Source organism: Streptomyces sp. NPDC041205 (assembly GCF_055591765.1).
Genome location: NZ_JBVIZH010000005.1, coordinates 340211 through 356844, shown reverse-complemented (window position 1 = coordinate 356844; position 16634 = coordinate 340211). Strand labels below are relative to the sequence as shown.

The 16634-nt window shown below is 71.5% G+C and carries 14 protein-coding genes and 1 pseudogene; 6 read left to right on the top strand and 9 right to left on the bottom strand.

Going from position 1 to position 16634, the window contains the following annotated elements:
• Positions 1-149 precede the first annotated feature (149 nt).
• Positions 150-1385, top strand: coding sequence for a L,D-transpeptidase (locus ACZ6BG_RS24080; protein ID WP_469004769.1), 1236 nt, complete (start codon positions 150-152; stop codon positions 1383-1385).
• 233 nt (positions 1386-1618) lie between these two features.
• Positions 1619-2380: a DUF6227 family protein gene (locus ACZ6BG_RS24075; RefSeq protein WP_469004767.1), complete on the top strand. Its 762-nt coding sequence runs from the start codon at positions 1619-1621 to the stop codon at positions 2378-2380.
• Between the two features lie 61 nt (positions 2381-2441).
• Here the strand turns inward: ACZ6BG_RS24075 and ACZ6BG_RS24070 are convergent, their stop codons facing one another.
• The 6 genes from ACZ6BG_RS24070 to ACZ6BG_RS24045 all read right to left on the bottom strand — a co-directional run bounded on the left by ACZ6BG_RS24070 (position 2442) and on the right by ACZ6BG_RS24045 (position 9131).
• The gene (locus ACZ6BG_RS24070; RefSeq protein ID WP_469004765.1) at positions 2442-2693 is read right to left on the bottom strand and encodes a hypothetical protein; all 252 of its coding nucleotides are present in this window, start codon (positions 2691-2693) and stop codon (positions 2442-2444) included.
• A gap of 161 nt (positions 2694-2854) precedes the next feature.
• Positions 2855-3391, bottom strand: coding sequence for a hypothetical protein (locus tag ACZ6BG_RS24065; protein WP_469004763.1), 537 nt, complete (start codon positions 3389-3391; stop codon positions 2855-2857).
• Positions 3392-3468: 77 nt separating this feature from the next.
• Positions 3469-5541, bottom strand: coding sequence for a PTS fructose transporter subunit IIABC (locus ACZ6BG_RS24060; RefSeq protein ID WP_469004761.1), 2073 nt, complete (start codon positions 5539-5541; stop codon positions 3469-3471).
• 71 nt (positions 5542-5612) lie between these two features.
• Entirely contained in the window at positions 5613-6560 is a 948-nt protein-coding gene (gene pfkB, locus ACZ6BG_RS24055; protein ID WP_469005258.1) for a 1-phosphofructokinase, read from the bottom strand.
• Positions 6561-6700: 140 nt separating this feature from the next.
• Positions 6701-7462 carry a DeoR/GlpR family DNA-binding transcription regulator gene (locus ACZ6BG_RS24050; protein ID WP_469004758.1) on the bottom strand — a complete coding sequence of 254 codons (762 nt, stop codon included), beginning with the start codon at positions 7460-7462 and terminating at the stop codon, positions 6701-6703.
• Between the two features lie 205 nt (positions 7463-7667).
• Positions 7668-9131 carry an MFS transporter gene (locus ACZ6BG_RS24045; protein ID WP_469005256.1) on the bottom strand — a complete coding sequence of 488 codons (1464 nt, stop codon included), beginning with the start codon at positions 9129-9131 and terminating at the stop codon, positions 7668-7670.
• A gap of 204 nt (positions 9132-9335) precedes the next feature.
• On the opposite strand from ACZ6BG_RS24045, the gene ACZ6BG_RS24040 reads away from it, so the two are divergent.
• The gene (locus ACZ6BG_RS24040; protein ID WP_469004756.1) at positions 9336-10316 is read left to right on the top strand and encodes a helix-turn-helix transcriptional regulator; all 981 of its coding nucleotides are present in this window, start codon (positions 9336-9338) and stop codon (positions 10314-10316) included.
• Between the two features lie 280 nt (positions 10317-10596).
• On the opposite strand, the gene ACZ6BG_RS24035 is transcribed toward ACZ6BG_RS24040, so the two are convergent.
• Positions 10597-11619 (bottom strand): sigma-70 family RNA polymerase sigma factor, encoded by a 1023-nt coding sequence (locus ACZ6BG_RS24035; protein WP_468457011.1) that lies wholly within the window; start codon positions 11617-11619, stop codon positions 10597-10599.
• Positions 11620-11833: 214 nt separating this feature from the next.
• On the opposite strand from ACZ6BG_RS24035, the pseudogene ACZ6BG_RS24030 reads away from it, so the two are divergent.
• The 3 genes and pseudogenes from ACZ6BG_RS24030 to ACZ6BG_RS24020 all read left to right on the top strand — a co-directional run.
• A pseudogene (locus ACZ6BG_RS24030) lies at positions 11834-12090 on the top strand (GNAT family N-acetyltransferase); the annotation flags it as partial.
• Between the two features lie 80 nt (positions 12091-12170).
• A complete protein-coding gene (locus ACZ6BG_RS24025; RefSeq protein WP_469004753.1) occupies positions 12171-13307 on the top strand; it encodes a questin oxidase family protein in 1137 nt (378 codons plus the stop codon).
• Positions 13308-13480: 173 nt separating this feature from the next.
• Complete coding sequence (locus ACZ6BG_RS24020; protein WP_469004751.1) at positions 13481-14017, top strand: MarR family winged helix-turn-helix transcriptional regulator; 537 nt, start codon at positions 13481-13483, stop codon at positions 14015-14017.
• Positions 14018-14066: 49 nt separating this feature from the next.
• Here ACZ6BG_RS24020 and ACZ6BG_RS24015 read toward each other — a convergent pair whose 3' ends face one another.
• Positions 14067-15596 (bottom strand): MFS transporter, encoded by a 1530-nt coding sequence (locus ACZ6BG_RS24015; RefSeq protein WP_468457017.1) that lies wholly within the window; start codon positions 15594-15596, stop codon positions 14067-14069.
• Between the two features lie 98 nt (positions 15597-15694).
• Complete coding sequence (locus ACZ6BG_RS24010; RefSeq protein WP_469004749.1) at positions 15695-16411, bottom strand: TetR/AcrR family transcriptional regulator; 717 nt, start codon at positions 16409-16411, stop codon at positions 15695-15697.
• Positions 16412-16634: the final 223 nt, after the last annotated feature.

Here is a 16634-nt window from a genome sequence, read left to right as displayed (position 1 = left end):
AAGGACATTAAGTCCCTTTTAATCGAGTGCTGTTAGCGTCGGACGAGGGCGCTCCGGTGTGCCTGCACTCACACCCCCACGTCGGAACCGTTCCGCCGCCAGGGCGCTCTTTACTCGTACTGGACCAGACGACGTACTTGGAGCAGCTCGTGACAACGCCGGACATAGCAGCGCAGCAGCCTCAGCCCCGTCGCCGTCGGCGGGTGCTGCTGGCGACAGCCGCGCTCGCGGCCGTCGGCGCGCTGACCCTCTCGGCCTGCGGCGGCGACGGCGACGCCAAGGGCGACGAGAAGTCCGACACGTCCAAGGACGCGTCCGGCGCGCGCATAGCCATCTCGTCCAAGGACGGCGCGACCGACGCCTCGATCAACGCCACGGGCGTGAAGGTCAAGGACGGCAAGCTCACGAACGTCAAGATGACGGACGTGGCCTCCGGCGCGGCCGTCGAGGGCTCCATATCCGCCGACGGCGGCACCTGGAAGCCGAAGGAGCAGCTGGAGCGCGGCACCAAGTACAAGGTCACCGCGAACGCCAAGGACTCCGACGGGCGCCCGGCCACGGAGAACGCCACGTTCACGACGGTGTCGAACGCCAACAGCTTCATCGGCACGTACACGCCCGACGGCGGCACCACGGTCGGCGCGGGCATGCCGGTCTCCTTCACGTTCGACAAGGCGATCACCGACAAGAAGGCCGTGCAGTCGCACATCACGGTCAGCTCCAGCAGCGGCCAGAAGGTCGTCGGCCACTGGTTCGGCAACCAGCGCCTGGACTTCCGCCCGCAGGAGTACTGGAAGGCCGGCTCCAAGGTCACGATGAAGATCGAGCTGGACGGCGTGAAGGGCGCGGCGAACGCGACCGGCGTGCAGGACAAGACGGTCACCTTCACCGTCGGCCGCGCCCAGGTCTCCACCGTCGACGTGAAGGCGCGGACCATGACGGTCGAGCGCGACGGCAAGGTCATCAAGACCATCCCGATCTCCGCGGGCAGCCCCCAGAACCCGACGTACAACGGGCAGATGGTGATCTCGGAGAAGTTCACGCAGACGCGGATGAACGGTTCGACGGTCGGCTTCGGTGGTGAGTACGACATCAAGGACGTACCGCACGCCATGCGTCTTTCGACGTCCGGCACCTTCATCCACGGCAACTACTGGAGCTCCCCCTCCATCTTCGGCAGCGCCAACACCAGCCATGGCTGCGTCGGCCTCCGGGACGTCCAGGGCGCGCAGGGCGACACCGTCGCCAAGTGGTTCTACGACAACTCCCTCGTCGGTGACGTCGTGACGGTCAAGGGCTCGCCGGACAAGACCATCGCCCCGGACAACGGCCTGAACGGCTGGAACATGTCCTGGAGCCAGTGGACGGCGGGCAGCGCCGCCTGATCGGGAGGTGCCTGAAGGCACCGAAGGGGCTGAAAGGCCCACAGCGCGGGGCGCGTTCAGTGCCCCGCAAGAGCGCACACGGTGCCCTTTGAGCGCCAACGGAACGAGCCGCACGGGAACTTGCCGTGCGGCTCGATCGTTTTCCCGTTCCCGGACATGATGTCGGACCCAGGGGCTACGGTATGCACGCACAAGGTGACATGCAGCAACGCCGGAAGCATCCGGGAGTATCCGTGAGCGTTCCGTACGAGACAGCGTACGAACCACCCGAGTCGCCCGAGCCAGCCTCCCCCGAGGAGCACCTCGAGCGACTGCTCAGCCGCGCCCTGAACTCCTTCGACCTGCCGGACGAGGTCGTGCGGCGCCTCGAGCGGGCGTTGGCGTACGACAGTTCACTGCACTCCGCGCACCACAGCGCGGGCCTGCACCGCGAGACCTTCCGCCACACCTGGCTGCTCGCCGACGGCCAGGCGCTCACCCTCTGGGAGTTGGCGCACAACACGGGCCCCGGCAGCCACGCGCAGTACGAGCTGTATCTGGACGAGGAGGAGGCGGGGGTCGCGACCGCCCGCCTTCCGCTCCCGCCGGACACCCCCGTCGGCGACCTGCCCGTCCTGCTCCAGGCCGCACCGCCCGAGCCCCGGCACACGTACGTCCCGGACGACTCCGCCGACCACGCCCGCAGGTTACTGCGCCGCGCGGAGAACCCGGCGGGCGCGGACCGCCCCGGCGACGACATGGCCCGCCTGCTGCGCTCGGCGTTCGCCCACCAGATCACCCAGGCCTTCGGCCGCACCGGCGAGCCCCGGCTCGGCTTCTCGCTGTACGAGCACGCGTTCCTGCTGTTCGACGGCTCCGAGATCAGCCTCTGGGAGGTCGAGCACACGGCGACGACCGACGGCCGGCACATGTGCGAGGTGTACACCAGCGAGCGCGCGGCACGGTCGGCGATGGCGCGCCGGGCGCGGGCGTATCCGGCGACCAGGTCCCGCTAGTCCGGCCAGGACCGCTGGGACCGCGGGCCCGACCCGCGGACCCGCTGACGGCCCCTGGCCGTCAGGACCGGCCCCGGCCGAACTGACGTATCAGACCGGCGAACGCGGCGCGCTCGTCCGGGGTCAGCTCGACGGACTCCGCGCGCGGTGGCCCCGACTGGACCGGGAGCGAACCCAGCGAGGGGCTGCTGCCGGTCGCGGGTTCCGCCGCGCGGCGGCGCTGCACATGCAGGAACGTGACGGCCCAGATGGCAGTCAGCGCGGCGAGCAGGACCACGCCTGTCTGCTGAACGATCGATGCACCCTGGAACATGCCGCTCAGTAGACAACAGCGGCCGGATCTACAACAGAGGCGTTAATGGGCCTTTGGTCCTGAAGTGACGCATCTCGCACTTGTCAGTCACCTCACGCACCTCGTACCGAACCGTCAGTCGCACCTCGTACCGAACCGTCAGTCACCCCGCACGCCGACCGTCAGTCACCTCGCACGTCTTTTGTCCGCTTCTCCGGGAAGGCCTCGTGCTCTGGGACGGCCTCATGCTCCGGGACGGCCTCGCTCTCCGGGACGGCCTCGTGCTCGCCGGTGAGGAAACCAGCCATCCGGATGCAGATCGCGGGCAGTTCGGGTGCCTCACGGGCCCAGTCCTCGGTGTCGACGCCCGCGAGCACGCTACTGGCCCACAGGGTCGCGAGCAGCCGGGCGGCGAGGTCCGCGCTCGCGGGACCGGCGCCGGGGGCGCGCAGGCCGATGACCTCGGTGGCGTGCTCGATCAGATCCGGTTCGAGGATCCAGCGGATGCCCGTGCCGGTCTCGATGAGGAAGCCCGAGTAGACCGCGAGGAAGACGCGCGCCGCATCGGTGTCGGTCTCGAGGCCGGCCTGTGCCTGCTCGGTGAGCTGGCCGACCATGTCGAGCAGGCCTTTGAGGTGACTCTGCTGAAGGTGGCTCACGTTGGCCCCCGCCAGGTGCCCGTACCCGGGTTCGAACCGCAGTACCAGCAGTATGCCCACGCGCGGGGCGTCCGGGAACGTGTGAAGGGCACGCCGGTGCCGACGCGCCCTTCACACCCCGCTCGTACGCCGCGCCCTCAGGCGGCCACCGGCACCCTGGACTCGTCCGCCGCCGCGGCGGCCGCGCCGCCGTCACCGGCCGGGTCCGCCGTCCCGCGCGCCCCCTTCAGGAGGACGACCACGAGGGTCGACACGCAGACGCCCGCCGCGACGGCGACCAGGTACAGCAGCGGCTGCCCGATCAGCGGGACCACGAAGACACCGCCGTGCGGAGCGCGCAGGGTGCAGCCGAAGGCCATCGACAGGGCGCCGGTGACCGCGCCGCCCGCCATCGACGCGGGGATGACCCGCAGCGGGTCGGCGGCGGCGAACGGAATCGCGCCCTCCGTGATGAAGGAGGCGCCGAGGAACCAGGCCGCCTTGCCGTTCTCCCGCTCGGTCCTGGTGAAGAGCCGCCCCCGTACGGTGGTCGCGAGGGCCATCGCGAGGGGCGGGACCATGCCCGCCGCCATCACCGCGGCCATGACCTTCAGGGAGCCGTCCGTCGGGTGGGTGAGGCCGCCGATCGCGAAGGCGTACGCGACCTTGTTGAGCGGGCCGCCGAGGTCGAAGCACATCATCAGGCCGAGGATGACGCCGAGAATGATCGCGTTGGCACCGCTCAGGCCCTCCAGCCAGTCCGTCAACGCGCTCTGCAGCGAGGCGATGGGCTTGCCGACGACGAGGAACATCAGGAAGCCGACGACCGCCGCGGAGATCAGTGGGATCACCACGACCGGCATGATGCCGCGCAGTACGGGTGGGATGCGGACCCGTTGGATACCGAGGACCACCGCGCCCGCGAGCAGGCCCGCGGCCAGGCCGCCGAGGAAGCCCGCGTCGATGGTGACGGCCACCGAGCCGCCGACGAAGCCGGGGACCAGGCCCGGGCGGTCGGCCATGCCGTACGCGATGTAGCCCGCGAGGACCGGGACCAGGAAGGCGAAGGCGAGGCCGCCGATCTGGAAGAGGAGGGCCGCCCAGCTGGTGTGGTCGGTCCAGATGAAGTGGTCCGCCACGGACGGGGCCTTGTCGATCTTCCAGCCGCCGATGGCGAAGCCCAGGGCTATGAGGAGGCCTCCGGCCGCCACGAAGGGGACCATGTAGCTGACGCCCGACATCAGCCACTTGCGGAGCTTGGTGGCGTAGCTGTCGCCGCTGTCTCCCGCGTTGTCGACCGGGGTCGGGCTCGCCGGGGTCGTGACCTCGCCTCGGGCCGCCTTCTCCCGTGCCTCCGCGATGAGTTCGGCGGGGCGGTTGATGGCCGCCTTCACTCCTACGTCGACGGTGGGCTTGCCCGCGAAGCGGGCCTTGTCCCTTACGGGGACGTCGTGGGCGAACACGACTGCGTCGGCGGCTTCGACGGTCTCTGCGGTGAGGCGGGTGAAGCCTGCGGAGCCCTGGGTTTCCACCGTCAGGTCTACGCCCTCGGCGCGGGCCGCGTTTTCCAGGGACTCTGCTGCCATGTACGTGTGGGCGATGCCCGTGGGGCAGGAGGTGACGGCCACGATTCTGAACGTCGGGGCAGTCTTGTCTGCGTTGGACTCAAGCTCAGCGGAACCGGGGGCTGTACCCGCAGCGGTAGCGGAAGCCGCGGGGGTGCCGTCGGCGTCGCTGGCCCCAGCGGGCACGGCGTCGTCGGTGTCGCCGACAGGAGTGGCTTCGTCACCGCGGATCAGCGCTGCCGCCGACTCCGCGTCGTCCACCGCGCGCAACGCGTCCGTGAACTCCGCGTTCATCAACTGGCGGGCCAAGGACGACAAGATCGTCAGGTGGGCGTCGTCCGCGCCCGCGGGGGCCGCGATGAGGAAGACGAGGTCGGCCGGGCCGTCGGGGGCGCCGAAGTCGATGCCGGTGGTCGAGCGGCCGAAGGCCAGGGTCGGTTCCGTGACGTGGGCGCTGCGGCAGTGCGGGATGCCGATGCCGCCGTCGAGGCCCGTCGGCATCTGGGCCTCGCGGGCCGCCACGTCGGCGAGGAAGCCGTCGAGGTCGGTCACGCGGCCGAGGGTCACCATGCGGGTGGCGAGGGCACGCGCCGCCGCCTCCTTGGTGTCGGCGGACCGGTCGAGTTCGAGGTCGACCAGGTCCGCGGTGATCATTTCGCTGCTCATCGCGGGCTCCTTCGCACGCGTATCCCTCGGGGGCGGGGATGAGGGCGGGGGACGGGGGTGAGGGGGTGGGGTTATGGGGCGGGCTCCGTCAGGGCACGGTCCAGGGGGACTTCGGACGTGACCGTGACGGTGTCCGGGGACAGGTCGGACGGGGTGGGCATGGCGCTGCCGGGGAGTTGGACGGCGGCGGCGCCGTGGGCCACGGCGGAGGCGAGGGCGCGGGGACCGGTGCCGCCGGCGATCAGGAAGCCGGCCAGGGTGCTGTCGCCCGCGCCGACGTTGCTGCGTACGACGTCGACGTGGGCGGATCCGAAGTACGTTCCGGAGTCGTCGACGAGGAGTTGGCCGTCCGCGCCGAGGCTGGCGAGGACCGCGCGGGCGCCGCGTTCGCGCAGTTCCTCGGCTGCCTTGACGGCGTCGCCGACGGTGGCGAGGGGGCGGCCGACGGCTCCGGCGAGTTCCTCGGCGTTGGGCTTGACGACGTCGGGGCGTTCGGCGAGCGCGGCGAGGAGGGCGGGGCCCGAGGTGTCGAGGGCGATCCGGGCCCCGGCGGCGTGGCAGCGGGCGACCAGGTCGGCGTACCAGGAGGGGGCGAGGCCGCGCGGGAGGCTGCCGCAGCAGGCGATCCAGTCGGCGCCCGGCGAGTTCTCCCCGATGGTGGCGAGCAGCGACTCGCGCTCGGCGGGGGTGAGTTCGGGGCCGGGCGCGTTGATCTTCGTGAGGGTGCCGTCCGGTTCGGCGACGGAGATGTTCGAGCGGGTCTGGCCGGTTACGTCGACGGGGGCGACCTCGATGCCCTGCTCGTCGAGGAGCCTGGCGACGAGGGCGCCGGGGGCGCCGCCGAGCGGGAGGACGGCGAGGGTGCGGACGCCCGCGGCGGCGACGGCGCGGGAGACGTTCACGCCCTTGCCGCCGGGGTCCATGCGCTCGCCCGTGGCGCGGATGACCTCGCCGCGGTCGAGGGCGGGGACCTCGTAGGTGCGGTCGAGGGAGGGGTTGGGGGTGACGGTGAGGATCATGTGGGCGGTGCTTTCTACTGCTGCGGCGCCTTCTGCTGCTGCGGTGGCGGCTGCTTCGCGTTCCACGGCCTCGTGAGCTGCTGCTGCGGCGGCGGCCGCTTCGCGTTCCACGGCCTCGTGAGCTGCTGCTTCGTGGGTCGTCATGCGCGTACGACCTCCGTGCCCGCCTTCTCGATCGCGGCGGCCTCGGCCGCGGGCAGGCCCGTGTCCGTGATGAGCAGGTCCACGTCGGTGAGGTCGCCGAAGCGGGCGAAGTGCTCCTGGCCGTGCTTGCCGGAGTCGGCGAGGAGGACCACGCGGCGGGCCGCGGCGACGGCGGCGCGCTTCACGGCGGCCTCGGCCAGGTCGGGGGTGGTCAGGCCGTGGGCGGTGGAGAAGCCGTTCGCGGCGAGGAAGAGGACGTCGGCGCGGATCTCGCCGTAGGCGCGCAGGGACCAGGCGTCCACGGCCGCCCGCGTGCGGTGCCTGACGCGGCCGCCGACCAGGTGGAGCTGGAGGCCAGGGTGGTCGGCCAGGCGGGCCGCTGTGGGGAGGCTGTGCGTGACGGCCGTCAGCTCCGCCTCCAGCGGGAGGGCGGCGGCCAGGCGGGCCACCGTGGAGCCCGCGTCGAGGATGACGCTGCCTTCGGCGGGGAGTTCGGCGAGGGCCGCGTGGGCGATGCGGTCCTTCTCGTCCGCGGCTGTGCTCTCGCGTTCCGCGAGGTCGGGTTCGAAGTCCAGGCGGCCGGCCGGGATGGCGCCGCCGTGCACTCGGCGCAGCAGGCCCGCGCGGTCCAGGGCCTTCAGATCGCGGCGGATGGTCTCCGCGGTGACCTGGAACTCGGCGGCGAGGGAGAGGACGTCGACGCGGCCTCCCTCGCGGGCGAGGCGCAGGATCTCCTGCTGGCGCTCTGGGCCGTACATGGCTGGGGGCCTCCCGCTTTTGCCCGATTGTGTGGGTTCTTTTGGAGAGTACGACCCCGACCTCTAGAAGTAAACATGAACGGGCATGCAATGGGCATGTTCGGGCTTTGGTCCTGGTGCGGGTGGGACCGAGGTCCCCGCACACGGCGCAGGGCCCCGCACACCTTTCGGTGGCCGGGGCCCTGCGCCGTGTGGAGCTGTGGGCTCAGCGCGTCAGCGCCGCCTCGCGGGGCTCCTGCGTCTTCGACACCGGGGTGTCCGTCGGGTCGTCGGACGACTCCGCGCCCTCGATGTGCTGCTTGGGCCGCTTCGGGAGGGTCAGCATCAGGAAGAAGATGGCGACGAGGACCGCCACGACCCACCACAGCGCGTGCTCGAAGCCGTTGATGAACTCGGCCGGGATCCGGTCCGGGGTGACCTTCTCGTCGATGACGCCGTAGAAGACGACGGACACCAGACCGAGGCCGAACGCGTTGCCCATCTGCTGGACGGTGTTGAGGAGGCCGGACGCCGAACCGGCGTGCTCACGCGGCACCTCGGAGAGGATCGCGTCCGTCAGGGGCGCCACGATCAGGCCCATGCCGAGGCCCATGACGACCAGTGGGAGCGCCATCTGCCAGGACGCGATCCCGGCGCCGTACCGGTCGGCCTCCCAGATGTAGATGAGGACACCCGCGGCCATGGTCAGCGCACCGGCCTGCAGGACCTTGCGGCCGAAGCGGGGCACGAGCACCTGCACGGAGAGCCCGGCCGCGGCGGACACCGCGATGGAGAACGGCACGCCCGTCACACCGGCGCGCAGCGCGCTCCAGCCGAGACCGACCTGCATGTACATCGTCCAGACCAGGAAGAAGATGCCGAGCGAGACACCGAAGACGGTCTGCACGGCGATGCCACCGGCGAAGCTCTTCACCTTGAACAACGACAGCTCGATGAGCGGCGAACCGTCCTTCTTGGCCTTGTGCTTCTCGTACGCCACGAGGGCGCCGAAGACGACGAGCGCGCCCGCCATCATCACGTACCCCCACACCGGCCAGTCCAGCTCACGCCCGCGCGTCAGCGGGTAGAGCAGCATCAGCGCGCCCGCCGTGACCAGGACGACGCCGACCAGGTCCAGCTTGAGGGCCTTCGGGGCCTTGGACTCCTCGATGAACTTGCGGCCGAGGATCAGGCCCGCGATGCCGACGGGGAGGTTGATGAGGAAGATCGGGCGCCATTCGAGGCCGAAGAGGTTCCACTCCGTCAGGAGCGCGCCGAGCAGCGGCCCTGAGACCGCGCCGAGGCCGACGACCATGCCGAACAGGCCGAAGACCTTGCCGCGCTCGTGCGCCGGGAAGGTGGCGTGCACGATCGAGAGGACCTGCGGCACCATCAGCGCGGCCATCGCGCCCTGCAGGATCCGGGACGCCACCAGCATGTCCGGGTTGGCCGCGAAGCCGCAGAGCGCGGAGGCGACGGTGAAGCCGGTGATGCCGACGAGGAATACCTTCTTGCGGCCGTAGATGTCGCCGAGCCGCCCGCCGGTGATCAGGCCCGCGCCGAGCGCGAGCGCGTACCCCGCGGTGATCCACTGGATGTGGCTGAACGAGGCCCCCTCGTCCCGCTGGATGGACGGGATCGCGATGTTCACGATCGTCACGTCGACCAGGTCCATGAAGGCGGCCGTCATGACGATCGCGAGGGCGAACCAGCGGCGCCGGTCCGTCGGGGACCCCGCTGTCGTGGGCTGGCGCCCCGCTGACGTGGAGGTGCTGCTGGGAGAAGTCATGCCGTAAGGCTAGGGGCCATATAGGTCAGGTCACGTCCTAGATGTACGGGATCCTGGGATCAGGTTCGGGACGGATTTCGGACCACGGCGTACGGGAGGCCTCTCATGAGTACGGACACACCGGCACGGCTGCTCCAGCTCCTCTCCTTGTTGCAGACCCCGCGCGAGTGGCCGGGCGGTGAGCTGGCCGACCGCCTCAGCGTCAGCCGGCGCACGGTGCGGCGGGACGTCGACCGGCTGCGGGAGCTGGGGTATCCGGTGCAGGCCACGCACGGCGCGAGCGGGGGCTATCGCCTGGTCGCGGGGAAGGCGATGCCGCCGCTCGTCCTCGACGACGAGGAGGCGGTGGCCATCGCGGTGGGGCTGCGGGCCGGGGCCGGGCACGCCGTGGACGGCGTCGAGGAGGCGTCGGTGCGGGCGCTCGCCAAGCTGGAGCAGGTGCTGCCGTCGCGACTTCGGCACCGGGTGTCCGCGCTCGGCGCCGCGACGATGTCGCTCGCCACCGGGGACGGTGTGCGGATCGCGCCGGAGACGCTGACGGTGATGGCGTCGGCGACGGCCGCGCACGAGCAGTTGCGGTTCGCTTACGAGGCGAAGGACGGGACCCCGTCGCGGCGCCTGACGGAGCCGCATCGACTCGTGTCGACGGGACGGCGCTGGTACCTGGTCGCGTACGACCTGGAGCGGCAGGACTGGCGGACGTTCCGGGTGGACCGGGTGTCGGAGCCGTTCGCCACGGGGGTGCGGTTCACCGAGCGGATGCTGCCGGGCGGGAGCGCGGACGCCTATGTGCGGCGCAGTGTCCTCGCGCGGCCGCAGGAGAGGACGGCGTACGAGGTGGATGTGGAGTTCCACGCCCCGCCGGACCGGGTGCGCGGGCGGCTGCCCACCTCCCTGGGCGAGTTGGTCGCCGTCGGCACCGACCGCTGCCGCCTGCGGGCGACGGTGACCGAGCCCGTGGAGTGGGTGGCGGCGCGGCTCATCTGGGTCGAGAGCGACTTCACCGTGCACGGGCCGGAGGAACTGGTCGTGCGGGTGCGGGAGTTGGGCACTCGCCTTGTCCGGGCCGCCTCCGGCGTGGGGTAGGGGGTTGTTCGGCTCTCCGCCGGTGGGGGGGGTGCCCCGCGCTCCGCGCGGGGTTTTCTCCCACCCGCCCACCCGTTTACTGCCGGACGAAAGCCCAGCGCCGCGGCCAACCGCCGCCCCGGGCCCAGCACGCATCGCGGCTGCGGGCGACCATTCCAGCCCGTCCGGCGTTTGAGGACGAGGCGCGGAGCGCCGATAAGGGGTGACCGGAACCACCGGAAGACGCACCGCCGCAGGCCGGGGCCAGGGGGGACGAACCCCCCTGCTAGCCCGGCCGGCCTCAGGCCGCCGCGTCGAAGCCCGTGTCCCGCGCCAGCTTCTTCAGCTCCAGCAGCGCGTGCTTCTCGATCTGCCGAATCCGCTCACGCGTGAGCCCGTGCTCCTTGCCGACCTCCGTCAGCGTGCGCTCCCGGCCGTCCACGATGCCGTACCTCATCTTGATGATGGAGGCCGTGCGCTGGTCGAGGCGGCCGATGAGGTCGTCCAGCTCCTCGCTGCGCAGCAGGGTGAGGACGGACTGCTCGGGGGAGACGGCGGAGGTGTCCTCCAGGAGGTCGCCGAACTGGGTGTCGCCCTCGTCGTCCACCGACATGTTCAGCGAGACGGGGTCGCGGGCCCAGTCGAGGACGTCGACCACGCGCTCGGGCGTGGACGCCAGCTCGGCGGCGATCTCCGCGGGCTCCGGCTCCCGGCCGTTCTCGCGGTTGAACTCGCGCTGCACGCGGCGGATCCGGCCCAGCTCCTCCACCAGGTGCACGGGCAGTCGGATGGTGCGCGACTGGTCGGCTATGGAGCGGGTGATGGCCTGGCGGATCCACCAGGTCGCGTACGTGGAGAACTTGAAGCCCTTGGCGTAGTCGAACTTCTCCACCGCGCGGACCAGGCCCGCGTTGCCCTCCTGGATCAGGTCGAGCAGGGGCAGGCCGCTGCGCGGATAGCGGCGGGCGACGGCCACGACCAGGCGGAGGTTCGACCGGATGAAGACGTCCTTGGCGCGCTCGCCGTCGGCGACGAGGGCTTCGAGCTCCTCGCGCGAGGCGGACACGGCGGACGCCTCGATCCCGTCGGCGTCGCGGCCCACCACACCGTCCAGTATCTGCCGGGCATAGACGCCCGCCTCGATGATCTGGGACAGCTCGACCTCCTTGGCGGCGTCGAGCAGGGGGGTGCGTGCGATCTCGTCGAGGTACATGCCGACCAGGTCGCGGTCGGCGATCTCGCCGCCTACGGCGCGAACACTGCGTGCCGCGTCGGTCCCGCCGGTGGCGGCGGACTTACGACGGGCGACGGCACGGGTTGCCATGCGTGCTCCCTTGCGTGGTTGTCACTGGTCGGTCCGTCATGGACCGGTGGCCCTGATGGTCCGGGCCCGGGGGCCGGGCCTGTGGTGGACGGCACACCTTCCCAGGTGCTCTGCATCCGATGGAAACAACGACTGGAATCCGGACAGAATTCCCAAGCCGCGCACCCGTTTTTGTGATCATGCAGTACCCTGTGCCGCCACAGCGGGTGGGCCATTGCCGTCGGAACGTACAGAGGTGCAGGTCAGACCGGGATTCGAGACCGATCTCGAAGCTCTCGCCGACACCCACAACCACTCTGTACGTGAGACCGCCGTCACATTTGACACAGACTCTTTCTTGCCGGGGTCCCGCCGGAAGAGCGCCGCCTTCGACCGCTCTCCCACCCAGAAGACGGCCCGCGTCGCCTGATGGTTGCCCAGCGGGACAAATCCGGCATTCCCGGGTACGTGACCTCCGGCACGCACGAGCCGGCACGAGAGGCCGCTCGGACCAGGGGGACTAGTACCCCAGACCGTTACGGCCACTCACGGAGGAGCCCTAGCGTGCGGCCATGACCGACACCAGCGGAATCAGCCGCACCGGCAGGATCGACGGCCCCGGCGCGATCGGCGACAGCGGCATCCTCGACGAGGCCCTGCAGCGCCTGCACGCCTCCGGCCCCGAGCGCCTCGGGCGGCTCACCAACCACGGACCGATGGCCGTCGAGGCCCTGGTACGAGGCGGGCAGGGCCGCTCCGTGCACCGCTGGCTCGACTACTACCGCGCCAAGCTGGAGGACATGCCCGCGCTCGACACCCGGGTCACCGGCGCCAACTGGCGCGCGGCCCTGGGCGACCCGCGGCGCGCCGCCGACTGGATCGGCCACTTCGAGCGCGCCCTCGCCGAGCGGCCCTGGCGCGAGGTGCTCGCCGCCTGGTGGCCGGTGCTCCTGCCGGGCATCGCGGGCGGCTCCACGCACCCGGTGATCCGCGTCGGCCACGCCGTGCGCACCCTCCTCGGCCCCGGCGGCGAGACCGCGCCCCGCGTCGCCGAGCTGGCCCACGGCCTCGGCTACTGGGCCGCCCGGCACACCCCGCTGCCCCCGCGCACGCCCGTCGCCCTGCCGCCGTCGGCCGGGGCGGCGGCCGCGCTCGCCGCGGTGGAGCCCGTCCCCGTGCGGGACGGCAGCCTCCCGGACCGCTTCGCCCAGCTCACGACGGTCCCGGTGTGGCCCGCGAGCACGGGCGGCGCGGGCGCGAGCCCCGCCTCGGGAGGCCCCGCCTCGGGAAGAACCCCCGACCCCGAATCCGCCCGCGCCCGCCTCACCGACCTCGTCACCGCCGCCGTCCACCGCTTCGCCTCCCACGGCCACGGCGAGCCGATCATGCTGGTGCACGCCGCGACCGCCCCCAACGCCGTCCTGCGCGCCCTGCCCGCGCTCCCCCGCGAGCTGTGGCCCGCCTCCCTGGACGCGGCCTGGGCGGCGAGCGCGGCGGTGACCGCGGCGTACTCGCCGGCCACCCCGGAGACGTACCGGGAAGCCGACGCGGAAGCGGGCCGCAGCACCTTCGACGAGGTCTTCGCGCGGGCCGCCGCGCACGGCGACGACCACACGATCAAGTTCGCGGACACCGCCCTGGACGTGGGCGACCGTCTGGCGCGGGCCGCCGCGCTGCGGGGCGTGGAGCTCAACCCGCCCGCGCTCTGAACGAGTCGACGCGCCCCGCCCCGGGGCACCCGGAGGGCGCCGCCCGGGGGAACACGGAGGCACCGCCCGGGGGGGGACACGGAGGCACCGCTCCGAGGCCGGGAGGGCGCGACTCCGTGAGCCCAGAGGGCGCCACTCCGGGGGACACAGATAGGCCTCGTACAGTGGGATACATGGACACGCCATCCACCGCGACCGCAGATGCCGCAGACGCCGCGGACGCCACCGGGCCGCGCTGGCTCGATGACGAGGAGCAGCGCACCTGGCTGGCGTATGTGCACGCCTCCACGCTCCTGGAGGACTTCCTCGACCGGCAGCTCCAGCGCGACGCGGGCATGCCGCACGTCTACTACGGCCTGCTGGTGCAGTTGTCCGCCGCGCCCCGGCGACGGCTGCGCATGACCGAGCTGGCGAAGAGCTCGAAGATCACCCGGTCCCGGCTCTCGCACGCGGTGGCGCGCCTGGAGAAGAGCGGCTGGGTGCGGCGCGAGGACTGCGCGACGGACAAGCGCGGGCAGTTCGCGATCCTCACGGACGAGGGGTTCGAGGTGCTGCGCCAGACCGCGCCGGGGCATGTGCACGCGGTGCGCCAGGCCCTCTTCGACCGGCTGAGCCCCCAACAGCAGAAGTCCCTCGGCGAGATCATGAGGATCGTCGCCGAGGGACTTCAGCCCAAGGACGTGGGGGCGGACCTGCCCTGGCTCCGCTAGGAGCGCCGGGCAGGTCCGGCCCGCCGTGTCACGCGGGTCGTACGGGGCGTCAGTGCGCCACGACCGGGATCTTCACCGCGTCCTCGACGCCCTCGCCGTCGCCGGAGGCCGCCGCGGAGCCGTCGTCGGCGCCGGTGTTGACCAGGACGAAGGCGATCGCCGACGCCGCCACGAGGATGCCGACCGCCCACCAGATGGCGGACGTGTAGCCCTCCACCATCGACTGGGCCGCGAGCAGCTTCTGCGCCGCCGGGGTGGTGGCGGAGGCCGCGTGGTCGGTGAGGTACGCGGTGGTCGCGGAGGCCGCGATGGTGTTCAGCAGGGCCGTGCCGATGGCGCCGCCGACCTGCTGCGAGGTGTTGACCATCGCGGAGGCGACACCGGCGTCACGCGGCTCGACACCGTGCGTGGCGAGGGACATGGCGGGCATGAACGCCGTACCCATGCCGAGACCCAGCATCAGCTGCGCGGGCAGGATCAGACCGGCGTACGAGGTGTCGACCTCCAGCTGCGTCAGGAGCAGCATGCCGACCGCGGCGAGCAGGAAGCCCGGAGCCATCAGCAGGCGCGGCGCGACGCGGGTCATCAGACGGGTGCCGATCTGCGTCGAACCCACGATCATGCCGAAGATCATCGGCAGGAACGCGAAGCCGGTCTTGACCGGCGAGTAGCCCTGGACGATCTGCAGGTAGTACGTGAGGAACAGGAACAGGCCGAACATCGCGATGATCGCGAGGCCGAGCGAGAGGTAGACGCCGCCGCGGTTGCGCTCGGTCAGGACGCGCAGCGGAAGCAGCGGCGACTTGACCTTCGCCTCGGTGACGACGAAGGCGGCGAGCAGCACGACGGAGGCGACGAACATCGTCACGGTCACGGCGTCGGACCAGCCGTCGGACTCGGCGCGGGTGAAGCCGTAGACCAGCGCGACCAGACCGAGGGTGGAAAGGACCACGCCGGGGATGTCGAGCGGCGAGCGGTTGCGGCCCTCGGAGGGCTCACGGATCACGAAGTACGCACCGGCGGCGGCGATGATCGCGAACGGGATGTTCACGAAGAACGTCCAGCGCCAGTTCAGGTACTCGGTGAGGAAGCCGCCGAGGATCAGGCCGACGGCGCCACCGCCACCGGCGATCGCACCGTAGATGCCGAACGCCTTGGCGCGCTCCTTGGCCTCGGTGAACATCACCGCGAGCAGCGAGAGGGCGGCGGGCGCGAGCAGCGCGCCGAACACACCCTGGAGCGCGCGGGCGCCGAGCATCATCGCCTCGCCGGTCGCGGCGCCGCCGAGGGCGGAGGCCGCGGCGAAGCCGATGAGGCCGGTGACGAAGGTGCGCTTACGGCCCCACAGGTCGGCGATGCGGCCGCCGAACAGGAGCAGACCGCCGAAGGCGAGGGCGTAAGCGGTGATGACCCACTGCTTGTTGCCCTCGGATATGCCGAGGTCTTCCTGGGCGGACGGCAGCGCGATGTTCACGATGGTCGCGTCCAGGACGACCATCAGCTGCGCCAGGGCGATGAAGACGAGCGCTTTCCAGCGCATCGGGTCGGGAGCGGGTGGGGTGACGGGTGATTGAGACATGGGTGGGTCCACCTAGGAAGACAAAGAGGTGAGTACGGGGTAAACGAGACACCTGACGGGCGTGCGAGCGCATGGGCCCCTGGTCGTGAGGTCGGGTCCTACTTTTGACCCAGGCCCTCCTCGCTGTCTCGCGGCTGCCGCGGCCGCGACGTGTCGAGATCGCGACGCAGCTCCTCCAACGTCGCGGCGTGCCCCGGGAGTTCGGAGCGCGCCGGCGCCATCAGGCCGTCCAGGAACAGCTGCAGATGGCGGTGGACGAACTGGTCGAAGTCCACCAGGCAGCCGGCGCCGGGCAGCGGCCTGGTCAGTTGGGAGAGGGCGACCATCAGATCTCCGACGGCGATGTCGGTACGCAGCTGCCCGACGGCGCGGGCCCGCGCCATCAGCCCTTCGACGGCGTCTTCGAGCCGGATGCGGGCGGCGTGCAGATCGGGGTGGTCGGGGTCGATGGCCTCGGACAGGATCGGGCAGAGGGCGCCGATGCGCTCGTCCACCGCGGCGTGGACGAAGGCCCGCAGCGCCTCGAAGGCGGCCCCGGGGTCGGCCTCGGCGGCCGCGATGGCGTCGTCGGCCTGGGCCGTGACGTGGTCGGTGACCGACAGGACGACGTGGTGCACGAGTTCGCCGCGGTCGGGGAAGTGACGGTAGACCGTGGCGTTGCCGACGCCGGCGCGGCGCGCGATCTCGTCGAGGGGCACGTCGGGGCCCTGTTCGACGAACATCTCGCGGGCGGCGGTGACGATCCGCTCCCGGTTGCGCAGGGCGTCGGCCCGCGGACGGGATACGCGGCGCTGCGCGACGGTGGCGGTTTCCACGGCGAACACTCCTCGAAGCGGTCAAAGGCCTCAGGTTCGCAGGGCCCGCGGTGGCGGGTCCAACGATTTTCCCGGTGGGAGAACTGAGGTGTGCGATCCGGGGAGTGGATCCCCGTTTCGCGCGGACACCGGTCTAAACGGGGAGACGATCCCCGGTTATTTCCCACCTTTCATGTGACCTGCGCCACACCTTTCCTGATCTGGCGCGCCCCACTCACCCCCG

Excerpts from the sequence above, each read along its gene's own strand:
- ACZ6BG_RS24070 (WP_469004765.1), bottom strand. The coding sequence starts at position 2,693 with ATGTTCCAGGGTGCATCGATCGTTCAGCAGACAGGCGTGGTCCTGCTC.
- ACZ6BG_RS24060 (WP_469004761.1), bottom strand. The coding sequence starts at position 5,541 with ATGAGCAGCGAAATGATCACCGCGGACCTGGTCGACCTCGAACTCGAC.
- pfkB (WP_469005258.1), bottom strand. The coding sequence starts at position 6,560 with ATGATCCTCACCGTCACCCCCAACCCCTCCCTCGACCGCACCTACGAG.
- ACZ6BG_RS24050 (WP_469004758.1), bottom strand. The coding sequence starts at position 7,462 with ATGTACGGCCCAGAGCGCCAGCAGGAGATCCTGCGCCTCGCCCGCGAG.
- ACZ6BG_RS24045 (WP_469005256.1), bottom strand. The coding sequence starts at position 9,131 with ATGACGGCCGCCTTCATGGACCTGGTCGACGTGACGATCGTGAACATC.
- ACZ6BG_RS24040 (WP_469004756.1), top strand. The coding sequence starts at position 9,336 with ATGAGTACGGACACACCGGCACGGCTGCTCCAGCTCCTCTCCTTGTTG.
- ACZ6BG_RS24035 (WP_468457011.1), bottom strand. The coding sequence starts at position 11,619 with ATGGCAACCCGTGCCGTCGCCCGTCGTAAGTCCGCCGCCACCGGCGGG.
- ACZ6BG_RS24025 (WP_469004753.1), top strand. The coding sequence starts at position 12,171 with ATGACCGACACCAGCGGAATCAGCCGCACCGGCAGGATCGACGGCCCC.
- ACZ6BG_RS24020 (WP_469004751.1), top strand. The coding sequence starts at position 13,481 with ATGGACACGCCATCCACCGCGACCGCAGATGCCGCAGACGCCGCGGAC.
- ACZ6BG_RS24015 (WP_468457017.1), bottom strand. The coding sequence starts at position 15,596 with ATGTCTCAATCACCCGTCACCCCACCCGCTCCCGACCCGATGCGCTGG.